Genomic DNA, 22,980 nt, shown 5'->3' with positions numbered 1-22,980 from the left:
TGAGTTTTGCCGTTGTACTTCATGTTGATGTATTAAGCATAAGTTGGGAAAAATCCCACGTAGAAAGGATGTGTTAAGTGATTTTTTGGAGCCGTTTTGCCTAATTCTACGCAAGAAATGCAATTTGAAAACTATCGTCCTCGTCCGCCACAACCCGAGCCTAAGGCAAAGCGTGAGCGTAAGCCTAGATCTAAAGGGCGTGCTTGGTTTCTATTATTTATTCTGGTTTTTTGTTTAGCGATTTTGATTGGTCAGGAGGTCAAAACCTCTTATTACCAGTCTAAGTATATTCACCAATACGCTAAAACTCTGACCTATGAGCTGAAAAACGAGCCTACTCAGTCGATTATCTATCCAAGTTATGGCCCCTTCGATGAGCGTCATGGCTACAGTAAGTTGCCACAATATATTGATCGCTTATTGCAACGTAATTTCCAAGTGACACAGCAGGTTGAGTTTTCTCCTGCGTTGCAGGAATACGCCCAGATAGGCTTTTTCCCGCCTTACCATGAGAAAGCACAATCGGGTTTGACTTTGCTTGACTGTCGCAATACCGATCTCTACGAGTTCACTTATCCAAAACGTGTGTATCAGGATGACGATAAAATCCCTAATGAAATCGTCAATACTTTGCTGTTTATTGAAAACCGCGAGTTATGGACTACAGAGCCAAAACTGAATCCAGTGATCGACTGGCCACGTTTTATTGTGGCGGGGATGAGTCAAATCGCTGAAATGGTGGGGATGAATGTCTCTACCGCCGGTGGCAGTACGCTGGCGACACAAATCGAGAAGTTCCGCCATTCCTCCCAAGGGTTAACCTTAAGCATCAAGGATAAACTGCTGCAAATTGGCTCGGCCACAGTGCGCGTTTATCAGCAGGGGGAAATTACCGAGCCTGCCCGTAAACGCATTATCCAAGATTATTTAAATACTGTGCCTTTATCCTCTGCGCCTAACCACGGTGAAGTGCATGGAATAGGCGATGGCCTGTGGGCGTGGTTTGGTACCGATTTTGATACCGCTAATAAACTACTTGCTTCGCCGCAAGTTAAGGCTAATGCGGCTAAGCGTGGCCAAGTGTTCCGTCAAGTGGTGGCGTTAATGATTGCCCAGCGTCGTCCTTCCTATTATTTGTTACAGGGACATGAGGATTTAGAAAACCTCGTCGACAGCCATATCCGTTTACTCGGCCAGTATTATTTGATTGACCGTAAACTGCGGGATGCGGCATTGGCTCAAAAATTACAGTTTAAGGTCGTTAAACCCCAGCGTAATACTCAGTCGGGAGCGGATAAAGGCGTTAATACCATACGCATTCGTACCGCGGGCATGCTAAATGTCGGTTTATATGATTTAGACAGGCTCGATTTGACCGTAAACAGCAGCTTGCACAGTGAATTGCAACAGCAGGTAAGTCATTACTTACGTAGCCTTGGGCAAGTATCAACGGCCGAAAAAGTAGGTCTCTTAGGTGAGCGCTTACTCGAGCCCAGCCAGCTGCAAAATGTGCTCTACAGTTTTACCCTCTACGAAAAAACCGAGACGGCTAACCGAGTGCGGGTGCAAACCGACAGTACCGACCAGCCTTTTGATATTAACGAAGGCAGTAAGTTAGAGCTGGGCTCGACGGCTAAACTGAGAGTGCTGGCAACTTACTTGGAGATCATTGCCGAAATCCACGACAAATACTCGAAGAAACACGGTATTGAGTTAGAGTCGATTGAGATTGAGCCCCGCGATCATCTCACGCGCTGGGCGATTGATTACTTAATTGTGAATCCGGATAGACGCCTTGACCGCATGTTGGATGCGGCGCTACAACGGGAATATTCTGCCTCACCGAATGAGCAATTCTTCACGGGTGGTGGTTTGCATGTATTTAATAACTTTAAGAAAACAGAAGATCTTAAGGTTCCGACCATGTACCAAGCACTGCAAGACTCGATCAACTTGCCCTTCGTGCGCTTAATGCGGGACATAGTCAACTACAGCAGCAGCATGCAAAACGAAGGCAATATGGCGCGTTTGCTGCGCAACGATAAGGACCCGCGCCGTGAGGAATATTTACGCGTATTTGCTGATCGCGAAGGCAATACCTTCGTCAATAAGTTCTACCGTAAATATAAGAAAGTGGCGCCCAATGAGCGTTTAGAACTGTTCTTTGATGGCCAAACCCAAGCGGAGCAGCAGCTTACCGCGGCTTACCGTTATTTGCAGCCTAATGAGTCCATGGCCTCGTTTAAAGCCTTTTTGCAGCAGCGTTTACCGCAAAACAATTACACGGATAAACGCATTAAAGAGCTGTATAACAAGTACGGTCCTGAGAAATATAATCTGCCCGACCAAGGTTATATCGCGCGGGTGCATCCGCTCGAACTCTGGGTGCTTGATTATTTGAATCAACATCCTGAGGCCAACCTCAACGATGTGAAAGAGGCCAGTAAGGATGAGCGCCAAGAGGTTTACCGTTGGTTGTTTAGAACCCGACATAAAAACGCGCGGGATGTGCGGGTACAAGTGATGCTTGAGGTGGAAGCCTTCCTCGACATTCATCAGCGTTGGGCGCGTTTAGGCTATCCATTTGAATCTATGGTGCCTTCTTTAGGCTCGGCGCTGGGTAGTTCGGGTGACAGACCCGCAGCGCTGGCGGAATTGATGGGGATTATTCAAAACGATGGTTATCGTTTACCGACGGTGCGGATTAATCAACTGCACTTTGCCGAAGAGACGCCCTATGAAGTTCGGCTCGAAAACCAAAATACCCAAGGCGAACGAGTGATGCGCCATGAAGTCGCCCAAGCCTTAAAGGCGGCGCTGGCAAACGTCGTTCAAAACGGTACTGCACGACGTCTTAAGGGTATCTTTACCGACGACAACGGCGAGATGCTGGCAATTGGTGGTAAAACGGGGACCGGTGATAACCGTATCGTGACCCAGATGCAGCAGGGCCGCAAAGTGGCTACCACGGCGATGAACCGTACCGCGACGTTTGTGTTCTATTTAGGGGATAACTATTTCGGCACTTTAACTGCGTTTGTGCCGGGCAGTAAGTCGGACGATTTTAGTTTTACCTCGGCGCTGCCATTACAAGTGATGAAGGGCATGATGCCTATTCTCGCGCCCTATGTGAAATCCTCGAAGGGCATGTGTGTGCGGGATGAGTAATAACTCACTTTTGCAATATGCGTTTTTGAAACATAAGCATTGTAATGCGAGTTTGAAGTTCCTTAGATAAAGCAAACCCCGCAGCCGTGAACTGGTTTGCGGGGTTTTTATTGGCACCGACAGGCTTACTCGTCAGCGTTGATATATTGTTTGCGGTCTAAATCGTACTTACGCATCTTGTCGTACAAGGTTTTACGGGGCAGTTCGAGTTGCTCCATGGTTTGCTTAATGCTGCCCTTGTTATGACTTAGGGCTTCTTCAATCAATACCCGCTCAAAAAACTCGACCCGTTGCAGCAGCGACATGCTGGTATGCAGACTCGGTGCATTACCTAAGCTGCCGGCGAAGGCGGCTTCACCACCGAGTAATACATAACGTTCTGCCAGATTTCGCAGCTCGCGCACATTCCCCGGCCAGTCGTGGGAGGTGAGGATAGCATTCTGCTCGGCATTGAGGGCAATCAGCGCCTTGTGATAACGCGCCGAGGCCATACGGGCAAAGTGTAAGAATAATAAGGGAATATCTTCGCGGCGATCCCTGAGTGGTGGAATGGGCACTGTCACTAGATTTAAGCGATAGAGCAAGTCTTGGCGAAACTCTCCCGTGTCGCACAGGGACTTTAAATCCACCTTAGTGGCGGCAATCACCCGAATATCCAAATGAATACTCTTATTGGAGCCTAGGCGCTCGACCTTGCGATCTTCGAGTACCCGCAGCAGTTTGACCTGTAGCGACAGTGGCGTGCTTTCGATTTCATCTAAAAAGAGTGTGCCGCCGTTGGCATACTCAAACTTACCGATACGCAGTTTATCTACACCGGTAAAGGCTCCGGCTTCGGCGCCAAAAAGTTCGCTCTCAATCAAGTTTTCGGGAATCGCGCCGCAGTTAATCGCCACAAAGTTGGCTTGATTGCGACTGCTGTGGTCGTGCAGATAGCGGGCGACCAATTCCTTACCCGTACCGGTTTCACCTTCAATAAGCACATCGGCAGGGGTGTCGATCACTTGGTCTATGATGTGACGCATACGCAAAATGCCGACGCTGTGGCCTAATATTCTTGGGCCTGGCACGTTATGGCTTTCTAACTCTTTCTTTAATTTACGGTTCTCTAAGGTGAGGCTGCGTTTATCTAAGGCGCGTTTCACCACGTCTAGCATGTGTTCGTTGTTAAAGGGTTTTTCGAGAAAATCGTAGGCCCCTTGTTTTAACGCATTGACCGCCATGGCGATATCGCCAAAGCCGGTGAGCAGCACCACGGGTAAATCGGGGTCCTGCTGACGAATTTGCTGCATCAAACTGATGCCGTCGAGCTGCGGCATATTCACATCGGAAATCACCACGCCCGCCCAGTCTCTGTCGAGTAATTTGGCTATTCCTTTAGGATCGGTAGTGGCGAAGGCTTTAATGCCTTCCAGCTCAAAAAGCTGCACGAGCACTGTGCCTATATGGGGCTCATCGTCGATGATCAGTACGCTATAGTCTTGAATTGAATTGGGCAGACTCATGATGACTGACGTTCCTCGGCTAAATAAATCGGTAAAATAATTTGGAAAATGGCGCCGCCGTCCTCGGCATTGGCAACATTAATTTGCCCCTGCATGGACTCGATAATGCGCTGGGAAATGGATAACCCGAGTCCAAGCCCTGTACGTTCGCTGGTGGTGAAATAGGGCTCAAAAATCTTCTCCATTTGGCTCTCGCGCACCCCAGGGCCCGAGTCCTGAATACTGATACAGAACTTGTCCTGACAGTTTACCCTAATACTCAGTGTTCGTTTTGAGGATTGCTGCATGGCAACAATCGCATTGCTCATAATATTCACAAACACTTGTTGTAACCTCACCTTATCCCCCCAGACCTGATATTGGCCTTCGGGGAGCAGCACATCGAGTTCAACCCCTTGTTTGTCGATTTCGGGCTGGACTATGGTCAGGGCTTGCTTGATACAGCCTTTGAGGTCGGTGGCACTGTCATTGCCTTGGCTCTTGCGGGTAAAACTCTTAAATTGGCCGACAATATCGGCTAATCGGTCGGTCAGCTCGATAATAATTTTAAGATTATCAGAGGCTTTATCCGGCATATTGCGGGCGAGGAAGGTTTGGGTATTTTGTGCGTAGCTGCGAAGGGCGGCTAAGGGTTGATTCAGCTCATGGTTGATACTGGCGGATAGGCTACCTATCACGGTCAACTTAGCCGCTTGAATGAGTTCATCCTGAGTGTCTTTGAGACGATTATTGGCCTGCTGCAGATCTTGGGTGCGCTCTTCCACCCTTTGTTCTAATAAACTCTGGGCAAGTTGCATTCGCTGTAGGTTGCGACGCCGCTCGCTACTAAAGAGTAAGCCTAAGGCAAGCAGTAAATAGATGGAGGCCGATAACAGCATAAGCGCGGGCATAGACTCGAGCAAAGGTTTCATCGGCGCCAGAATGTGCACTCGCCAGCCTGCTTTGGTCATTAAGTGATGGGTATCCATGTATTGCGCTTGGCTGTTGCCGGAGCGAATTTGATAGATATGGCCATTACTCAGGCTGTCTTCTTGGTATTGGGGTTTAATCAGTAATTCACCAATCGGCCGCTCGGCGTAACGTTTCGAGGCGTTTAAGGCATATTGTTTCGCCTGAGTCAGCGGCGTAAGCGAGGCTAAGCGCCATTCATCGACACTGGAGATAAACACGATATCGTCGGGATCGCTGATGAGGAACTGATACTGGCCCGCTATCGCAATACTGGTACTTTGCTGCTCGATATCGGCGATATCCACTTTCACAATAATGGCACCCAGAATACCCTTCGCGCCTTGTTGATAAATGGGGTAAGAAAAGTAAAAGCCGCGTTTATCCGAACTGGTGCCTACCGCATAGTAGCGGCCCAAATTGCCTGAAATCGCGTCGGTGTAATAGGGTCTGAAGGAATAGTCTTTGCCGATAAATGAAAAACTTTGTTGCCAGTTGCTGGCGGCAATCGCAATACCGAGGGCGTCGATAAGATAAATATCGGATGCCTCAGTCACATGCTGAATTTCTTCCAAGTACAGGTTAAGTTCTTGTACTTTCTTGGGGTTTTGTTGATCGTTGAGCACATTGGCGAGCATGGGGTTGGTCGACAAAACATGGGGGATACTTTCGTAACGCGACAGGGCGCCATCGAGGAAGCTGACCAGCTCTTTAAGTTGTTTTTCTGATTGCTGTTGGATTTCAATTTTGCCCTGATAAAAGTGCACCCAGTAGGTTAATTTTAAGATGGCAAATAAGCCCGCAAGTAACACTATGGTCATTAAAAGACGTTGTTTGGCCTTGGGCGTCATGGGCAACATAGCAGGCGATCCTGATCCACACTGAATAAAACAAAGCGAGCCTGAGTAGGCTCGCTTAAAAACTATCTAGAATCAAGGAATAATCCTTATTCCTTGAGATTAATATCCGTTGAGCTTATCCAGAAATTCCGGCAAGAACAGGGAGATTTGTGGCACATAGGTGATAAGTGCCAAGAAGGCCAACATCAGTGCTAACCACGGCAGTACAGATTGGATCACCCAGCCGATACTGCGGCCTGTGATCCCCGCCGTCACGAAGAGGTTAAGCCCCACCGGCGGCGTCAGCATACCAATCTCCATGTTCACCACCATAATGATACCTAAGTGAATAGGATCAATACCTAAGTGAGTGGCAATTGGGAACAAAATCGGCGCCATAATCAACACGATGGCTGATGGCTCCATAAAGTTACCCGCCGCTAACAGCAGTAAGTTGACAATGATTAAGAAGCCCCAAGCGGGTAAGCCCATACCAACAATGTGTTCGGCAATGATATGCGGAATACGCTCAGTGGTCAGTACGTGGGCGAATAGCATGGCGTTGGCAATGATAAACAGCAGCATGATGCTGACTTTTGCCCCGTCGCGCACCACATGGCGAATTTCTTTGTCGATTGGGGTTTTAATCAGCCCGAGCACCATATGGCCTAAGTTACGGGCAATCGCGTTGGGGATGGGCTCATTAGGATTACGCCAAGCCACATTTTTCAATGGGCCGATATCGCGATAACCAAATACCGCAATGAAATAGGCATACATACAGGCTACGGCAGAGGCTTCGGTTGGACTGGCCACACCGCCGTAGATTGAACCTAACACGATAAGAATTAGCGCCAGACCGCCTAAGGCTTTGGCACTGGAAATACCCAGTTGCTTAAAGCCGGGGAAGGGGCGTGATGGCAGATTTTTAAAACGGGCGACGATATAAATCACTATCATCAGCAGGAAGCCCATCATCAAACCTGGGATTAAGCCCGCCATAAACATTCTGGCTGCCGACACTTCCGTCGCTGCCGCATACACTAGCATTACGATTGAAGGTGGGATCAAAATCCCTAAGGTGCCAGAAGTGGTAATGACGCCAGCGGCAAATTTTTCGGGATAACCCGCTTTTACCATGCCGACGATAACAATCGAGCCAATGGCGGCCACAGTCGCGGGCGATGAACCTGACACCGCGGCAAACAACATACAGGCCATCACTGAGGCCATGGCTAAACCACCACGGATATGGCCGATACTGTCCATCGCAAAATCGATGATCCGTCGTGCCACCCCACCGGTTGACAGGAAGGCTGAGGAAAGAATAAAGAAAGGGATCGCCAGCAGGGTATAGTGCTCTGACGATGACTCATAAAGTTTTAACGCCACAGAGGCGAGGGAATCGTTGGAGAAGAATAAAATCGTCAGCATGCTTGAGAAACCTAACGCAATCGCGATAGGCATACCTAAAAACATACAGACGAGTAGGGCAGTAAAGAGGGTCGCAATGGCCATTACTTCGCTTCCTTGTTGTCTGTTTCTTGTTGTGCGTGCTGAGCTGCTTCATCAATTAAATGCATGCTTTCTTTCGCTTCATCGGCAAATTGGAATCCTGAGACTTGGTTGCGCAGGATGGCGATAAACAGTTCAAAGAAACGCCAAGTCAACATGCTAAAACCAATCAACAGAATGCTTTGGGATAACCAAATGGGCACAGCGCCGTCTTCGACATCAATCTTTAAGGTGTTCCAAGCAAAGTCGGGATCTAAGCTGTTTAACAGGAACTTAGGAAAGTGAATATCTTCCATCGGTACGCCGATTTGGTACATCTGTGACAGATATTCCCAGCTACCTTTTAAAAACAGTCCGCAATAAGCCAAGCAAATCAATGCCGTCACTAGGGAAGTGACCTTTTTAGCCTTAGGGGGCAGATTTTTTACAAACGCATCAACACCGATGTGAGCACCGACTTTCACCCCATAGGACATACCAAAGAGCACAAACCAACCACAGAGGGTTAAGGTTAGTTCTTGGATCCATAAAAAACCGGTATTGAAGAAAAACCGCGCCACGACCTCAGTGAACACTAAGAGTGTCATCAAGGTGATCAAGAGGTTAAGCACCCCTTCTTCAAAGTAACCAAAAATTCGCGATATCACAGCTGTACTCCCCTCGCTCAAATACCGCTTAACCCCAAATAGAGGTTAAGCGGTTTATTTCATTATTGTTTATTTGCAGCAACAGCGGCTTCAATCACATCTTTACCTACTTGGTCCTCAAATTTCGCCCAAACAGGTTTCATTACATCAATCCATTTTTGACGTTCTTCTGGTGTTAAGGTCACCAGTTGAGAACGTTTAGAATCAAGGATTAATTGCTTGTCTTCGTTATCTTTTTCAGCAGCGATCTTGTTACCTAAGGCGATAGACTCATCTAACGCTTCTTTGATCACTTTACGTTTATCCGCTGGTAAGCCTTTCCAGAAGGCGTCAGAGGTCACGACCATGTAGTCCAGAACGCCGTGGTTACTTTCAGTAATATGGCTTTGAACTTCATAGAATTTTTGTGAGTAGGTGTTTGACCAAGTATTTTCTTGACCATCGATCGCACGGGTTTGCAGCAGAGTGAACACTTCAGAGAAAGGTTTTTTCACTGGGATGGCGCCAACTGCATCAAACTGAGCAGCCAATACGTCAGATGCCATCACGCGGAATTTTAAGCCTTTAGCATCAGAAGGTTGTTTGAGTGGAGTGTTAGCAGAGAACTGCTTCATACCATTGTGCAGATAACCTAAACCGACAATCCCTTTACGGCTCATTGAGTTCAGCAGGGCTTGGCCGGCTTCACCTTGTTGGAAACGGTTTACTGCATCCATGTCATTGAACAGGAATGGCAGGTCGAAAACCTGTAGGCGCTTAGTGTAACGCTCAAATTTAGAGAGAGAAGGCGCTACAAATTGCACGTCGTTTAACAGAAGTGCTGCTAACTCGTTGTTATCCCCAAATAACTGTGAGTTAGGGAATACACTGACCGTATATTCACCAGGTAAACGTTGTTCAACTAATTCTTTAAACTTCAACGCCATTTGACCCTTTGGCGTGTTTTCAGCAACCACGTGGGAGAACTTGATTTCAACGGGCGCCGCAAACACGTTAAAGCTGGTCGCAAACACTGAGGCCAGTGCCAGCATTTTTGCGACGGTTTTTAATGGACGTGTAATACCCATCTGTTGATTCAATGTCATTTTTGAGTTCCTTTTTCTGTTGTTAGGATTTGTCCTCAGCCTTGGTTAGTTTGTTACCAAGTGTGAGTAGGAATACAGCCTTGATTTCCCTGAGGTCTGTCTTAATAAAGGCAAATACCACGCCAACTTACGATGCACTCTGTAAGTGTTTGGTTAATAAAGTGTAGTTCATTTGACGTTTGTCACACTTTTAGTTTTGTGGGTGAGATCTCGCTCACGTTGATTTTCGCTATGGGTGGAAATCCACCCAAACTGCATTTTGTGGGATATGAACAGAGGTTTTTAGCTTGATGATTAACTGAGCAAAATAAGTTGCTTTTAGATCAAAAGCTGTTTGAAAAATGACTGTGAAGCAGGGGATAGCTGAGATGACGAAGAGTAAGCAATGCGGGAGTCAGCCATGATCTTCGCCAATTCGTTTGAGGATTTCATCGCTTGGGAGCAGCTCTAAATGTCCACGTTCATCGAAGTACCAGCCAGTAATAAAGCCTTTCTGGCGCATGCTGACCAGATTTTGCATGACTTCACGGGCTTCCCTTAGCGCGGTTTGTTCATCGCAGGCATGGGTATGTTTTAAATACGCTGCAATATTGGTGAGGGATGCAGATTGACTGACGCTGGCCATAGTGATGATCTCCAAATATGCCTAAGGCAACAATCAGCAGCGTTTAAATGGAATTGAATACTGGGCTACAGGCTCAGTTAAGCAGATGCTGATTAAGATCAAGCATAGTTGAGTTGTTCTAGGGGTAAAGTTTTTGGGGTAATATGGTGGTCGCTACTGGGATCGAACCAGTGACCCCCTCCTTGTAAGGGAGGTGCTCTCCCGGCTGAGCTAAGCGACCCGGGGTAAATCAATACTGCAGAATATGGTGGTCGCTACTGGGATCGAACCAGTGACCCCCTCCTTGTAAGGGAGGTGCTCTCCCGGCTGAGCTAAGCGACCCGGGGTAAATCAGTACTGAAGAATATGGTGGTCGCTACTGGGATCGAACCAGTGACCCCCTCCTTGTAAGGGAGGTGCTCTCCCGGCTGAGCTAAGCGACCGGAGAATGACTACACAGTGAGTGAGGAGTATATGGTGGTCGCTACTGGGATCGAACCAGTGACCCCCTCCTTGTAAGGGAGGTGCTCTCCCGGCTGAGCTAAGCGACCCGGGCATATAACAACTTGTATACCATGATTAAATTTGCATTTAACACATGGTGGTCGCTACTGGGATCGAACCAGTGACCCCCTCCTTGTAAGGGAGGTGCTCTCCCAGCTGAGCTAAGCGACCTCTGCTGTGTGGAGCCGTATTATAGGGAGGTTCGATCGAGTGTCAACGCTTTTTAATGAAAAAAGCATTGGTCGCGCTATTTTTGCTCGGATTGCCGTAATGTTAATCACGTCATCATTCAAAGTGTTACTTTATTGGACAATTTAGCTGGTATTTTCTTTTCAGGCTTTAGCGCTCATCTTGAAAATAAGTCAGCCAATCGCATCCTTAAGCGTTCTCTTTTGAGGGGGTGCGGCTTTTTTAGGCTGAAAAGTGTTGTCTTATACGGCTTAAATGATAAAGGAAGAGGGTGCAGCGACGTTCTCTTCATCTATTTTGCTCAATCTCGATGGCATGTTTCTAAATAGAGGTGCGCATCCTTATGTCGTTCCGATTATATGGCTTTGGTTTTCGAGCGTTTGTTTTCCGATATGGGGCGCTGGATTCTCATCTTTATCAGAGCAATCTAAAGCGCTCACCTTTGGGCAGATACTTTGAAGGGATCTGCAATAGCTGCACTAAGTGCCATTTGCAGCGCAGACTTAGGCTGCTAGAATAAGCCCACTTTTTACCGTGATTGTCTTTATCTAGACGACTTTATATAGGTTAGTGTCCCATTATGACAACTAAGACGCGTTTTGCCCCAAGCCCAACTGGCTTTTTGCACGTGGGCGGTGCCCGTACAGCTCTTTATTCTTGGCTACAAGCCCGTGCCAATAATGGTGAGTTTGTTTTACGTATCGAAGATACGGATATTGAACGTTCTACTCAGGCTGCCTGTGATGCCATTTTAGAAGGCATGAACTGGTTAGGTCTGACGTGGGATGAGGGCCCGTACTATCAAACTAAGCGTTTTGATCGTTATAACGAAATCATCGCGCAGATGTTAGAGCAGGGCACAGCTTATAAATGTTATTGCTCGCGTGAACGTATCGATGCTTTAAGAGAAGCACAAGCGGCAAATGGCGAAGCCCAAAAATACGATGGTTGCTGCCGTGACTTGCCAGCGCGTGACACTGACGAGCCTTTTGTTGTGCGTTTTAAAAACCCCATCGGCGGTTCAGTGGTATTTGATGACCACGTTCGTGGCCGTATCGAGTTTTCAAACGATGCATTAGATGATCTGATCATTGCCCGTACCGATGGCGTACCGACTTATAACTTCTGTGTGGTTGTTGACGATTGGGATATGGGTATTACTTGTGTGGTTCGTGGTGAAGACCATATCAACAACACGCCACGTCAAATCAACATCCTTAAAGCATTAGGCGCGCCTATTCCTGAATATGCCCACGTGTCGATGATTTTAGGGGATGACGGAGCCAAGTTGTCTAAGCGTCACGGTGCGGTAAGCGTAATGCAATACCGTGATGATGGTTACCTACCAGAAGCACTGCTTAACTATTTAGTTCGCTTAGGTTGGTCACATGGCGATCAAGAAGTGTTCTCTTTAGAAGAAATGAAGCAGCTCTTTAAGTTAGACGACATCAATAAAGCGCCTTCTGCTTTTAATACCGAAAAACTGGTTTGGTTAAACCAACACTATATTAAGACGCTTGATCCTGAATATGTGGCTAGCCATTTACAGTGGCACATGGCAGATCAAAAGATTGATACCTCAAATGGCCCTGCTTTATCTGCGGTAGTGACTGCATTGGCTGAACGCGCTAAGACCTTAAAAGAGTTAGCCGCTTCTAGCCGCTACTTCTATGAAGACTTCGCAGAGTTCGATGCTGAACAAGCGAAAAAGCACTTACGTGGTGTCGCGCTTGAGCCATTACAATTAGTGCAACAAAAACTGGCTGCATTAACTGAGTGGACTGTTGAAGCTATCCATCAAGCGATTGAAGCTACCGCGACCGAATTAGAAGTCGGTATGGGTAAAGTGGGTATGCCATTACGTGTCGCTGTGACAGGTGCAGGGCAGTCTCCTGGCTTAGATATCACCTTATTCTTAATAGGAAAGGTGCGTTCTGAGCAAAGAATATCCAAAGCGATTGAATTTGTAGCAGATAGAATAAATTCCTAAAAAACGAGTTGACACATTTAGGTGCGCTGCATAGAATGCGCCCCGTAGTTGAGACACAGACGAGCGAATGCTTGTGGTGCACTTAAATACAGCTTGATAAGTTTGGGGCTATAGCTCAGCTGGGAGAGCGCTTGCATGGCATGCAAGAGGTCGACGGTTCGATCCCGTCTAGCTCCACCAAACTTACCGCCGATATTAAGCGGGATAAGCATTAGCAATAATGCGAGTCAAATTAATATGTCCTTGTGTCCCCTTCGTCTAGAGGCCTAGGACACCGCCCTTTCACGGCGGTAACAGGGGTTCGAATCCCCTAGGGGATACCACTATGTTTATCACATAGGGTTCCTAGCAAATGACTAACGAGTCGTTTGGTAAGAACAAATCCAGTTTCTGCGATATATACTGAATATCAGTCATGTCGAAAGAATTTGGGGCTATAGCTCAGCTGGGAGAGCGCTTGCATGGCATGCAAGAGGTCGACGGTTCGATCCCGTCTAGCTCCACCAAATTCGCCGTATTAAGCGAGAGCACTGTTAGTCATTAATAGTTTTCAAATTAATATGTCCTTGTGTCCCCTTCGTCTAGAGGCCTAGGACACCGCCCTTTCACGGCGGTAACAGGGGTTCGAATCCCCTAGGGGATACCACTCTATCCCTTAAAGATAGGGTGCTATCACAAATGACTAGCGAGTGATTTGTGAGTTAACGGCAAGACCTCAGTGATGAGGCTAAATATCGGTCCTTGTGTCTCCTTCTGTTCTTAGAAGTGCGCCTAGGATACCGCCAATGTTAAGCGGGGATGAAAATTCGAATTAATATGTCCTTGTGTCCCCTTCGTCTAGAGGCCTAGGACACCGCCCTTTCACGGCGGTAACAGGGGTTCGAATCCCCTAGGGGATACCACTCTATCCCTTAAAGATAGGGTGCTATCACAAATGACTAACGAGTGATTTGTGAGTTAACAGCAAGACCTCAGTGATGAGGTTAAACATCAGTCCTTGTGTCCCCTTCGTCTAGAGGCCTAGGACACCGCCCTTTCACGGCGGTAACAGGGGTTCGAATCCCCTAGGGGATACCACTCTATCCCTTAAAGATAGGGTGTTATCACAAATGACTAGCGAGTGATTTGTGAGTTAACAGTCAGACCTCAGTGATGAGGCTAAATATCGGTCCTTGTGTCCCCTTCGTCTAGAGGCCTAGGACACCGCCCTTTCACGGCGGTAACAGGGGTTCGAATCCCCTAGGGGATACCACCCTATCCCTCAAAGATAGGGTGCTATCACAAATGACTAGCGAGTGATTTGTGAGTTAACAGTCAGACCTCAGTGATGAGGCTAAACATCGGTCCTTGTGTCCCCTTCGTCTAGAGGCCTAGGACACCGCCCTTTCACGGCGGTAACAGGGGTTCGAATCCCCTAGGGGATACCACTCTATCCCTTAAAGATAGGGTGCTATCACAAATGACTAACGAGTGATTTGTGAGTTAACAGCAAGACCTCAGTGATGAGGTTAAACATCGGTCCTTGTGTCCCCTTCGTCTAGAGGCCTAGGACACCGCCCTTTCACGGCGGTAACAGGGGTTCGAATCCCCTAGGGGATACCACCTCAACTAAGATTAATCGCTAGTGTTAGTTGAGAACAATAAGCCACCTTTAGGTGGTTTTTTTGTATCTAAAATTCGCTATCCTGCCATAAGCCATAAGCCATAAGCCATAAGCCATAAGCCATAAGCCATAAGCCATAAGCCATAAGCCAATTCTATTGAGATAGTATCAGTTTATTTGTCTTGGGTTGTGGTAGGGGAGTAGGTACTTTCTGCGGTATTTACGTCTTATCAAATCGCAGTACCTATATAAGAGTAAACAGCGTGCGCTCTCAGTAGAGCACTATACTTAAAGGGGCCAGTTTGCGGATATTGTTGAGGATGCGGATCCTGTTGAGGATTGAGGAGATTGTGGGGGATAGTTACCTGCAACTAACTCTTTGTGCCTCTCCCCCCAGCCAATAAAGCAAACGCAAATAATAAAGCCAAATAAAAAGGCGACTCGAGGTCGCCTTGTACATCCAAGCTCAATGATTTTTCAAATCAAAGTACAAGGTGGTGAGCTTAAGAAACGCTTAAAGCTACTCAACCCCGAGGAAACCACCCGTTTGATGGGCCCAAAGCTGGGCATAGATACCGCCTGCGGCAATCAACTCTTGATGGGTTCCTTGCTCAACGATACGACCTTGATCGAGCACGATTAATCTGTCCATTGCCGCGATAGTAGATAATCTATGGGCAATCGCGATCACCGTCTTTCCTTGCATCAATTCGTACAAGCTTTCCTGAATTGCCGCTTCCACTTCGGAGTCCAAGGCAGAAGTCGCCTCATCGAGCAGTAAAATCGGCGCATTTTTCAATAGTACTCGAGCAATCGCGATACGCTGTCTCTGTCCACCTGAGAGCTTAACCCCACGTTCACCCACTTGTGCATCTAGGCCATGGTTGCCATTCGGATCGGTTAGTTCATTAATAAAATCATGGGCCTGAGCCTGTTTTATTGCATGTTCGAGTTGGGTTTCGCTGGCATCGGGATTACCGTAAAGAATATTCTCCCGAATTGTGCGATGCAGTAGAGACGTATCTTGGGTCACCATGCCAATCTGTGAGCGCAGTGAGTCCTGCTTGACCGCTTTAATATCTTGACCATCGATACAAATTTGGCCTTTCTCAACATCGTAAAAACGCATCAACAGGTTCACTAGGGTGGACTTACCCGCGCCCGAGCGGCCAACGAGACCGACTTTTTCACCCGCTTTGATATTGAGGTTAAGATCTTCAATCACACCGGTTTCTTCGCCGTAATGGAAGCTCACCTGATTAAAATCGATACGTCCTTGCTCCACCACTAAGGTGTTGGCATTGGGCGAATCTTGGATAAGTGTCGTTTTCGAAAGGGTATTCATCCCATCGGTTACTGTACCGATATTTTCAAATAACGAACTGATTTCCCACATGATCCACTGCGACATACCATTGAGACGTAGCGCTAAACTCACGGCAATTGCGATCGCTCCAACAGAGATGGCATTGTCACTCCAGAGCAAGATAGACACAGCGGCAATACTGAAGGCGAGCATATAGTTAATCACTTGCACACTGACACTTATCCCCGTGACGAGGCGCATCTGGCGGTACACAGTGTCGAGGAAACTGCGCATACTCGCCTTGGCATACTCGGCCTCTTTATCCGTATGGGCGAAGAGCTTCACCGTGGTGATATTGGTGTAACTGTCGACAATACGTCCTGTCATCGTCGAGCGCGCATCGGCCTGTTCGGTTGAAACCGTTTTCAGCCTAGGCACAAAATACCACTGTAAACCGATATAGAGCGCCAGCCAGATCAGCATGGGGATCACCAGACGCACATCGGCACTGGCCACCATCACCAGCATGGAGGTGAAATACACTAAAATGTACACCAGCACATCGAGGAGTTTCATCACTGTCTCACGCACCGCAAGGGAAGTTTGCATCACTTTAGTGGCAATGCGGCCGGCAAAATCATTTTGATAGAAAGAGACGCTTTGCTTGAGCAGATAGCGGTGCGCAAGCCAACGAATCGACATGGGATAATTACCCAGCAAGGTTTGATGCATGATCAGCGCATGGAATAGCACTAATAGTGGCATCACCACTAGGACCATCAGTCCCATTAATAGCAGCGTTGAGCCTTCATCTTGAAAGAGTGTCTCAGGGCTTTTTTTCACTAACCAATCGACTAATTGCCCCATAAAGCCAAATAGCGAGACTTCGAGCATGGCGATTAATGCTGTCAGCACAGACATTAAGATAAGCGGTAATTCATAGCCCTTAGTGTAATGCCGGCAGAACGCATACACCCCCGTGGGAGGCTTGGTTGGTTCGCCATCGGGCAGGGCTTCAACCCAAGATTCAAATCGTTTAAACATGAATTGACTCTATTTTATTGAGAAAAGTGAATGGGGGAAAACGTCGAGGTGTCTAGCATATAGGATCTTGCACTTTAAAAGCACGCGATGATCCAGTTCCGTTTTCCGCGAGTGTGCTAGCATAGGGTGACGTACAGTAACCGACAAGTACAAAATTGTGAATAAGATTGTCGGATAGCCAAATGAAGCAGACAAGCGTGAGCCTTAATTCAGCCCCCAAACCGCCATTCGAGCAGACATCAAGCGACGCGCAGGATTGCCAAATATCCGCTGGGATTTGCCGTGAAGCGCGCATGAGCCGCGATCCACGTTTTGACGGTAAGTTCTTTGTGGGCGTGTTAAGTACGGGGATTTATTGCCGAACAGTATGTCCTGCAGTTGCGCCGAAGGAAGAAAATGTTCGTTATTTTGACTCGGCCATTAAAGCTGCGCAGGCGGGACTTAGACCTTGTTTGCGTTGCCGCCCCGACAGTGCTCTTGGCTCTAATCCGTGGAAAGGTACTAACACAACCCTAGATAGAGCGATAGGTTTGATTGAAGCTGGCGCCTTATCTGGCGAGCAAGGATTAACGGTCGAGGCCTTGGCAGACAAACTAGGGATCAGCAGCCGTTATTTAAATAAGTTATTTACCGCAGGATTTGGTACTTCACCTAAACAATTTGCCCTCTATCGTCAGTTATTGTTCGCAAAACAGTTGTTACATCAAACGCAGTTGCCCATCACACAGGTCGCCCTTGCCGCAGGTTTTAACAGTATTCGTCGTTTCAACGAGGCGTTTCAGCAGGCGCTGCAATTAACGCCCACACAGTTACGAAAATCCAGCCAGAAATCGACGACGAAAATAGACGACGGGGAGAGTGTCGAACTCGTTTGTTCGCAGGAGATGCCAGCGCACAGCTTGAGTCTGTATCAGTACTACCGGCCGCCACTCGATTGGTCGGCGCAATTAGCCTTTTATCGCCTGCGCGCCGTCGCTGGCATGGAATGGTTCAGTGAAACAGAAGACTCTCACGCCCATGGGGCGATTGACCCAAATACGCCACTTGAGTATGGCCGCACTCTGCAACTTGAGGATATCCGCGCTGTGGTGCATATCGTCCATGAGGCGCCTTTGCATCGCTTTAAAATCACGCTGACGTTAACGCCTGACTCGCCTTTATCGGGCCTACAAAAGCTCATCACCCAAGTGCGACGCATTTTAGATCTCGATGCCGACATGCAGCAGATTGAACACAACCTAGAGCACTTGACCGATATTAAACTCAGTAGCAAATCCGGGCTTAGGATCCCGGGCGCAGGCACTGTGTTTGAGGCGGGTTGCCGAGCGGTCTTAGGTCAGCAGGTGAGCGTAGTGCAGGCCACTAAATTACTGAATATATTGGTCGAAGCCTATGGTGAGCGCTTTAGTTTAAACGGGCGGGAATATCGACTATTCCCCACGCCGCAGGCGATTCGTGAGGCGAATCTCGATGAGCTTAAAATGCCCGGCGCGCGCAAACTGGCGCTCAATGCGCTTGCGACGTTTATCTGTGAGCAGCCCGAAGCCCCAGTCGATGAGTGGATTGGGGTAAAAGGCATCGGCCCTTGGACCATTGCCTACGCCAAAATGCGTGGACTTGGCGATCCGAATATCTTCTTGCACACGGATTTAATTGTTAAAAAACAATTGTTAGCCAGTGTAGCCGCGCAAAAAGGCGTGGATATTGAAGTGGTAAAACAGCTGGATTATCCGGCGCTTGCACAGCGGGTGAGCGCGGATATCGCCCCTTGGGGGAGTTATTTAACCTTTCAGCTGTGGTCCGATGCATAAGGTATTTCTGGCCGCAAGTTATGGAGCCGGTATCTAGCTCAATATGAGAGCCGCTAATAGAAACATTATTTGCAACACAGTACGAAAACATCGTACTAAAGCCGTTTACGAGAACCATTATGAGCCAGAATTTATCCCAACTGATTAGCGCGCCAGCGGTCAAAGATTATCAGCCCTGCGCTGTCGATACCTTAAGTACCCCTGTCGGCGAACTACAACTCAATGCCAATGCCTACGGATTGAGCCATTTAACGGTCGTGGGCTCGAACCGAACGGAGATCCCGCTAAAGGTTGCAACTGATGACGAACTTGCGCGGGCCAAAAGCCATATTGAACAGGCAAAGGCGCAGCTTCAAGATTATTTTCGCGGTGAACTAACCGAGTTCCACTTAAGCTTAGCGCCTAAGGGCACCGAATTTCAGCAGCAGGTGTGGCAGGCGCTGGTGCAGGTCGGTTATGGGCAGAGTTGCAGTTATGGCGATATCGCCCAGCGTATCGACAGGCCAAAAGCCGTTAGGGCGGTGGGGGCCGCCAATGGCGCCAATCCCATCGCGATTATTGTGCCCTGTCACCGTATCATTGGTAAAAATGGCCAATTAACCGGTTATGCCTATGGACTTACGATGAAACAACAGCTGTTAATGCTGGAATCGACAAGCAAGGGAGCGCATTTTACGTTAGAATAGCGGTCATATTTGTTATTGATGAGCCATGTAATTTTTTATGACCCAAGCTTCTTCCTCCGTTGCCAGCTTTGCCGAACTTGGCATTATTGCGCCCCTGTGTAATCGACTCACTGAGCTGACCTACGCGGCGCCTACGCCCATACAAGCGGCGACAATTCCTGCCGTGCTCAGTGGACGGGACGTATTAGCGGGGGCGAATACGGGCTCTGGCAAAACGGCCGCCTTTGCCGTGCCGTTATTACAGCGCCTGTTTGAGGCGAAAACCGCGGAAAAATCGGCAGGCCAAGTGCGTTGTTTGGTACTCGTGCCAACCCGCGAATTGGCGCAGCAAGTTGCCGATAGCTTTTTATCCTATGCCTCTCACTTCAATGGCCAACTTAAGATAGTTGCGGCGTTTGGCGGCGTGTCTGTCAATCTGCAAATGCAAAGCTTACGTGCGGGAGCCGATGTGCTGGTGGCAACACCAGGCCGTTTATTGGATTTATTAGCCAGCAATGCGCTTAAGTTAAATCGCGTCTCGGCCTTAGTGCTGGATGAAGCGGACCGCATGCTAAGCCTTGGGTTTACTGATGAATTAAATCAAGTGCTTGAGGCGCTGCCATCCAAGAAACAAACCTTATTGTTTTCGGCGACATTCCCTGAAGAAGTACGTGCACTCACGGCCAAATTACTCCATCAACCGCTTGAATATCATCTGCAAAGTGAGCAAGAAAGCACCATTGAACAGCGCGTTATCACAGTCAACCGTGAACAAAAAACGGCGCTGTTGGCACACTTGATAAAACAGCATCAGTGGTCGCAGGCGCTTATTTTTGTCAGTGCTAAAAACACCTGTAATCACCTCGCACAGAAGCTGTCTAAACGTGGGATCAGTGCCGAAGTCTTCCATGGCGATAAGGCGCAAGGCGCGCGAACTCGGGTGCTTGATGGTTTTAAAAGTGGCGAAATCAGTGTGTTGATTGCGACCGATATCGCAGCCCGTGGTATTGATATTGATAAACTCCCTGTGGTGATTAACTTCGATTTACCAAGAAGTCCGGCTGATTATATGCACCGTATTGGCCGTAGCGGCCGCGCGGGAGAGGCGGGTTTGGCGGTGACCTTGATTTCCCATGAGGAATATCATCACTTCGGCGTGATAGAAAAGAAAAACAAAATCAAACTTGTACGTGAACAAATCCCAGGATTTGAAGCGAATGCCGAGATGCCACTCGAAGTGTTAGCGCAGGAAAAACCGCAGGCTAAACCCGAAGGCACCGGCAAGAAAAAGCGTAAACAGTTACCCGCGGCGAACCTTGAATTTTGGGGTAAAAAGTCTTAATTCCTTGGGCGTGAGTTATGCTTAGTGCATCTCATGTCCCTTCGCATCTGGTTTGTGGGAGCAGTATGCAGCATCTATTTTGGTTAGTTGAAGGCAAGATTGCGGGCCGAAGTGGCCCCAACAAGGACCCTTGGGATTTAGCCGAACTTAAGTCTTTGGGGATCCGTGCGGTGTTATCCGTGAATGGCGGAGAAGGCTGTGAGCCGGGCAGTTTTAAGCACCACGGATTGCGTTATGAATGCATTCCTTTTTCCCGCAATGTCCCGCCGCAGGAAGGGGATGTGGCTATATGTGTTGCCCAGTTACCGCGGGCGCTGGCCTTTATTCAGCAGTGTGAAGCCGATAACTTGCCCGTACTAATCCATTGCCGCTCAGGTAAAGACCGTACAGGGCTTATTATGGCCTATTACTTGATGGTGAATGGCGCCGCGCCTTTGCATGCCGTTAGCCAAGTGCGCAGCATTCGCGACATTGCGTTTACTGCCGAAGGGTGGGATCAGTTTGCCTTCGATGTGCTCTATGCGTTACAGGATTAACCCTCTGAATTCATAAAATAAGGAATACCATTTAGTGACGATATTCGGGATATCATCGCGCAATTGTGGCGCCGTTTTCGCCAACAAACTCGCTCAACATCTTGCTAAAGAGATAGGGCGTAATCGCAAAATTTATCCCGTCAAACAAATGGTATTTCGTCTCTCGCTTCCCTTTTGGGGGCTTTTGCTCCTGTTGATTAACGGTTGTAGCTCAATGGCAGAATTACCCGCAAAATCAATTGAAACAGCCTATCCTTTAGCCGAAAACTCCACCCTGTATCAGGCGGTAAAAACCGCCATGGCGCAGCATCCCGAGCAAACTGGCGTATTCCCCCTCGGTGATGGGGTCGATGCCTTCGTCGCCCGCTTGTTGCTGATTGAGTCCGCTGTCAGCAGTATCGATCTGCAATATTATATTTATCGTAATGATGAAACGGGCCGCTTGCTGACGTGGTTTTTATTGGATGCTGCGGATCGCGGGGTGCGAGTGCGTTTATTGCTGGACGATATGACAAGTGCCGACATGGACGAGCAGCTAATTGCCCTCGCGCGCCACCCTAACATCAGTATTCGACTGTTTAACCCGAGCACCGAGCGTAATTACCGCGGCCTTGCCATGTTGTTTGGTTTTAGTCGCTTAAATCATAGGATGCACAATAAGTCGTTCACCGTGGACAACGTGATGACCATTGTCGGTGGACGTAATATTGGTGATGAGTATTTTGCGGCGAATCGTGACCTCGAATTTGGCGATTTTGATCTGTTAGCTATGGGCGATGCAGTGCCTAAGGTATCCGATGAATTTGACCTATATTGGAATGCCGACTCCACCCATCCGATTGAAGTGTTGAGCGATCATAATCCCACGCAGGCGGAGCTTGAAGCGCTAGCGCAGCAAATGAGTGAGCAGCGTGAACAGTCCAAGTCCAGCGAATATGTGAAGCGCTTAGCCCAAAGCCAGTTATTGGCAAATTTGCAGAGCGATAGTATGACGTGGTTTTGGGGCAAAGCCCTAGTGTTGGTTGACCCGCCCGATAAGTTGCTGCAAGGCGATAAATCCACTTGGCTGCTCAGCCAGTTATTACCTTACCTGACGCAGGTGGAGTCCGAGTTACTCATCATTTCGCCTTATTTTGTGCCGACACAATCGGGAACCGATCTGCTTACTCTCTTAGCGCAGTCAGGCAAACGGGTGCGCGTGCTGACCAATAGTCTGGCGGCGACCGATGTGCTGGCGGTGCATGCGGGATATAAGCAGTATCGAAAAGCCTTGTTGGCCGCGGGCGTTGAAATCTACGAGGTGAAAGCGCAGGCGGGTGAGCGCTCACACAGTTGGCATGGCAGTTCAAAAAGTAGCCTGCATGCCAAATCGTTTGTATTTGATAATAATCAGATATTTGTGGGCTCATTTAACTTTGATCCCCGTTCTGCGGCGGTGAATACCGAGCTTGGATTGCTGATCACTCAACCGCAATTTAGTCAGCAAGTGGCTCACAAAATTGAGGAAAAACTGGCAAACAACACCTATCGGCTCGCCTTAGAAGAGGGGGAGTTGGTGTGGTGGGATGATGCCAACAAGCAGCGCTACGACAGTGAGCCCGACGCGGGATTTTGGCGTATTTTTGTTGCCGATTTCCTCGGGTTACTGCCAATAGAGTCACAGTTATAAGCTAAGGTGA

General features: G+C 48.2%; 14 protein-coding genes and 14 tRNA genes. 16 read left to right on the top strand and 12 right to left on the bottom strand.

All coding sequences use genetic code 11. The features are described 5' to 3' along the window. The first annotated feature begins 96 nt into the window (after positions 1-96). On the top strand, positions 97-3,168 hold the full coding sequence (locus ACUZ8J_RS14115) for a transglycosylase domain-containing protein (RefSeq protein WP_446694171.1): 3,072 nt from the start codon (positions 97-99) through the stop codon (positions 3,166-3,168). 125 nt (positions 3,169-3,293) lie between these two features. On the opposite strand, the gene ACUZ8J_RS14110 is transcribed toward ACUZ8J_RS14115, so the two are convergent. The 11 genes from ACUZ8J_RS14110 to ACUZ8J_RS14060 all read right to left on the bottom strand — a co-directional run bounded on the left by ACUZ8J_RS14110 (position 3,294) and on the right by ACUZ8J_RS14060 (position 10,986). Next, entirely contained in the window at positions 3,294-4,673 is a 1,380-nt protein-coding gene (locus tag ACUZ8J_RS14110) for a sigma-54-dependent transcriptional regulator (RefSeq protein WP_011716480.1), read from the bottom strand. Beyond that, complete coding sequence (locus tag ACUZ8J_RS14105; RefSeq protein WP_109286435.1) at positions 4,670-6,481, bottom strand: sensor histidine kinase; 1,812 nt, start codon at positions 6,479-6,481, stop codon at positions 4,670-4,672. The genes ACUZ8J_RS14110 and ACUZ8J_RS14105 overlap by 4 nt, the downstream gene beginning before the upstream one ends. Before the next feature lie 99 nt (positions 6,482-6,580). Then, positions 6,581-7,978: a TRAP transporter large permease gene (locus ACUZ8J_RS14100; protein ID WP_248967223.1), complete on the bottom strand. Its 1,398-nt coding sequence runs from the start codon at positions 7,976-7,978 to the stop codon at positions 6,581-6,583. Next, positions 7,978-8,622: a TRAP transporter small permease gene (locus ACUZ8J_RS14095; RefSeq protein WP_011622146.1), complete on the bottom strand. Its 645-nt coding sequence runs from the start codon at positions 8,620-8,622 to the stop codon at positions 7,978-7,980. Before ACUZ8J_RS14095 ends, ACUZ8J_RS14100 begins: the two co-directional genes overlap by 1 nt. Before the next feature lie 62 nt (positions 8,623-8,684). Further along, positions 8,685-9,707 (bottom strand): TRAP transporter substrate-binding protein, encoded by a 1,023-nt coding sequence (locus ACUZ8J_RS14090; protein ID WP_109286437.1) that lies wholly within the window; start codon positions 9,705-9,707, stop codon positions 8,685-8,687. A 394-nt stretch (positions 9,708-10,101) separates the two neighbouring features. After that, positions 10,102-10,332 carry a hypothetical protein gene (locus ACUZ8J_RS14085; RefSeq protein ID WP_011073026.1) on the bottom strand — a complete coding sequence of 77 codons (231 nt, stop codon included), beginning with the start codon at positions 10,330-10,332 and terminating at the stop codon, positions 10,102-10,104. Positions 10,333-10,476: 144 nt separating this feature from the next. Next, a tRNA-Val gene (locus ACUZ8J_RS14080) sits at positions 10,477-10,552 on the bottom strand. 25 nt (positions 10,553-10,577) lie between these two features. Then, positions 10,578-10,653, bottom strand: a tRNA-Val gene (locus tag ACUZ8J_RS14075). Positions 10,654-10,678: 25 nt separating this feature from the next. Continuing rightward, positions 10,679-10,754, bottom strand: a tRNA-Val gene (locus tag ACUZ8J_RS14070). Between the two features lie 32 nt (positions 10,755-10,786). Continuing rightward, positions 10,787-10,862, bottom strand: a tRNA-Val gene (locus tag ACUZ8J_RS14065). Between the two features lie 48 nt (positions 10,863-10,910). Continuing rightward, positions 10,911-10,986, bottom strand: a tRNA-Val gene (locus tag ACUZ8J_RS14060). A 598-nt stretch (positions 10,987-11,584) separates the two neighbouring features. Between ACUZ8J_RS14060 and gltX the strand changes: the two genes are divergently transcribed. The 10 genes from gltX to ACUZ8J_RS14010 all read left to right on the top strand — a co-directional run bounded on the left by gltX (position 11,585) and on the right by ACUZ8J_RS14010 (position 14,596). Further along, positions 11,585-12,994: a glutamate--tRNA ligase gene (gene gltX / locus ACUZ8J_RS14055; protein ID WP_446694170.1), complete on the top strand. Its 1,410-nt coding sequence runs from the start codon at positions 11,585-11,587 to the stop codon at positions 12,992-12,994. A 104-nt stretch (positions 12,995-13,098) separates the two neighbouring features. Continuing rightward, positions 13,099-13,174: transfer RNA gene (locus ACUZ8J_RS14050), tRNA-Ala, on the top strand. Positions 13,175-13,241: 67 nt separating this feature from the next. Further along, a tRNA-Glu gene (locus tag ACUZ8J_RS14045) sits at positions 13,242-13,317 on the top strand. Positions 13,318-13,424: 107 nt separating this feature from the next. Further along, positions 13,425-13,500 (top strand) — tRNA-Ala (locus tag ACUZ8J_RS14040). 64 nt (positions 13,501-13,564) lie between these two features. Further along, positions 13,565-13,640: transfer RNA gene (locus ACUZ8J_RS14035), tRNA-Glu, on the top strand. 180 nt (positions 13,641-13,820) lie between these two features. Continuing rightward, positions 13,821-13,896: transfer RNA gene (locus ACUZ8J_RS14030), tRNA-Glu, on the top strand. A 99-nt stretch (positions 13,897-13,995) separates the two neighbouring features. Then, a tRNA-Glu gene (locus ACUZ8J_RS14025) sits at positions 13,996-14,071 on the top strand. Between the two features lie 99 nt (positions 14,072-14,170). Further along, positions 14,171-14,246, top strand: a tRNA-Glu gene (locus ACUZ8J_RS14020). 99 nt (positions 14,247-14,345) lie between these two features. Further along, positions 14,346-14,421 (top strand) — tRNA-Glu (locus ACUZ8J_RS14015). Positions 14,422-14,520: 99 nt separating this feature from the next. Next, positions 14,521-14,596: transfer RNA gene (locus ACUZ8J_RS14010), tRNA-Glu, on the top strand. 521 nt (positions 14,597-15,117) lie between these two features. Here ACUZ8J_RS14010 and ACUZ8J_RS14005 read toward each other — a convergent pair. Next, positions 15,118-16,947: an ABC transporter ATP-binding protein gene (locus ACUZ8J_RS14005; protein WP_109287771.1), complete on the bottom strand. Its 1,830-nt coding sequence runs from the start codon at positions 16,945-16,947 to the stop codon at positions 15,118-15,120. Positions 16,948-17,240: 293 nt separating this feature from the next. Between ACUZ8J_RS14005 and ACUZ8J_RS14000 the strand changes: the two genes are divergently transcribed. The 5 genes from ACUZ8J_RS14000 to ACUZ8J_RS13980 all read left to right on the top strand — a co-directional run bounded on the left by ACUZ8J_RS14000 (position 17,241) and on the right by ACUZ8J_RS13980 (position 22,970). Next, the gene (locus tag ACUZ8J_RS14000) at positions 17,241-18,758 is read left to right on the top strand and encodes a DNA-3-methyladenine glycosylase 2 family protein (RefSeq protein WP_446694940.1); all 1,518 of its coding nucleotides are present in this window, start codon (positions 17,241-17,243) and stop codon (positions 18,756-18,758) included. Positions 18,759-18,877: 119 nt separating this feature from the next. Further along, complete coding sequence (locus ACUZ8J_RS13995; RefSeq protein WP_446694169.1) at positions 18,878-19,444, top strand: methylated-DNA--[protein]-cysteine S-methyltransferase; 567 nt, start codon at positions 18,878-18,880, stop codon at positions 19,442-19,444. A gap of 37 nt (positions 19,445-19,481) precedes the next feature. Further along, on the top strand, positions 19,482-20,765 hold the full coding sequence (locus tag ACUZ8J_RS13990; RefSeq protein WP_446694168.1) for a DEAD/DEAH box helicase: 1,284 nt from the start codon (positions 19,482-19,484) through the stop codon (positions 20,763-20,765). 65 nt (positions 20,766-20,830) lie between these two features. After that, a complete protein-coding gene (locus ACUZ8J_RS13985) occupies positions 20,831-21,301 on the top strand; it encodes a phosphatase domain-containing protein (protein ID WP_109287768.1) in 471 nt (156 codons plus the stop codon). 148 nt (positions 21,302-21,449) lie between these two features. Further along, positions 21,450-22,970 carry a phospholipase D family protein gene (locus ACUZ8J_RS13980; protein ID WP_446694939.1) on the top strand — a complete coding sequence of 507 codons (1,521 nt, stop codon included), beginning with the start codon at positions 21,450-21,452 and terminating at the stop codon, positions 22,968-22,970. The last annotated feature ends 10 nt before the right edge of the window (positions 22,971-22,980 follow it).

The organism is Shewanella sp. Koi 1 (genome assembly GCF_052907445.1).
This window is presented reverse-complemented; position numbering and strand designations above follow the sequence as displayed.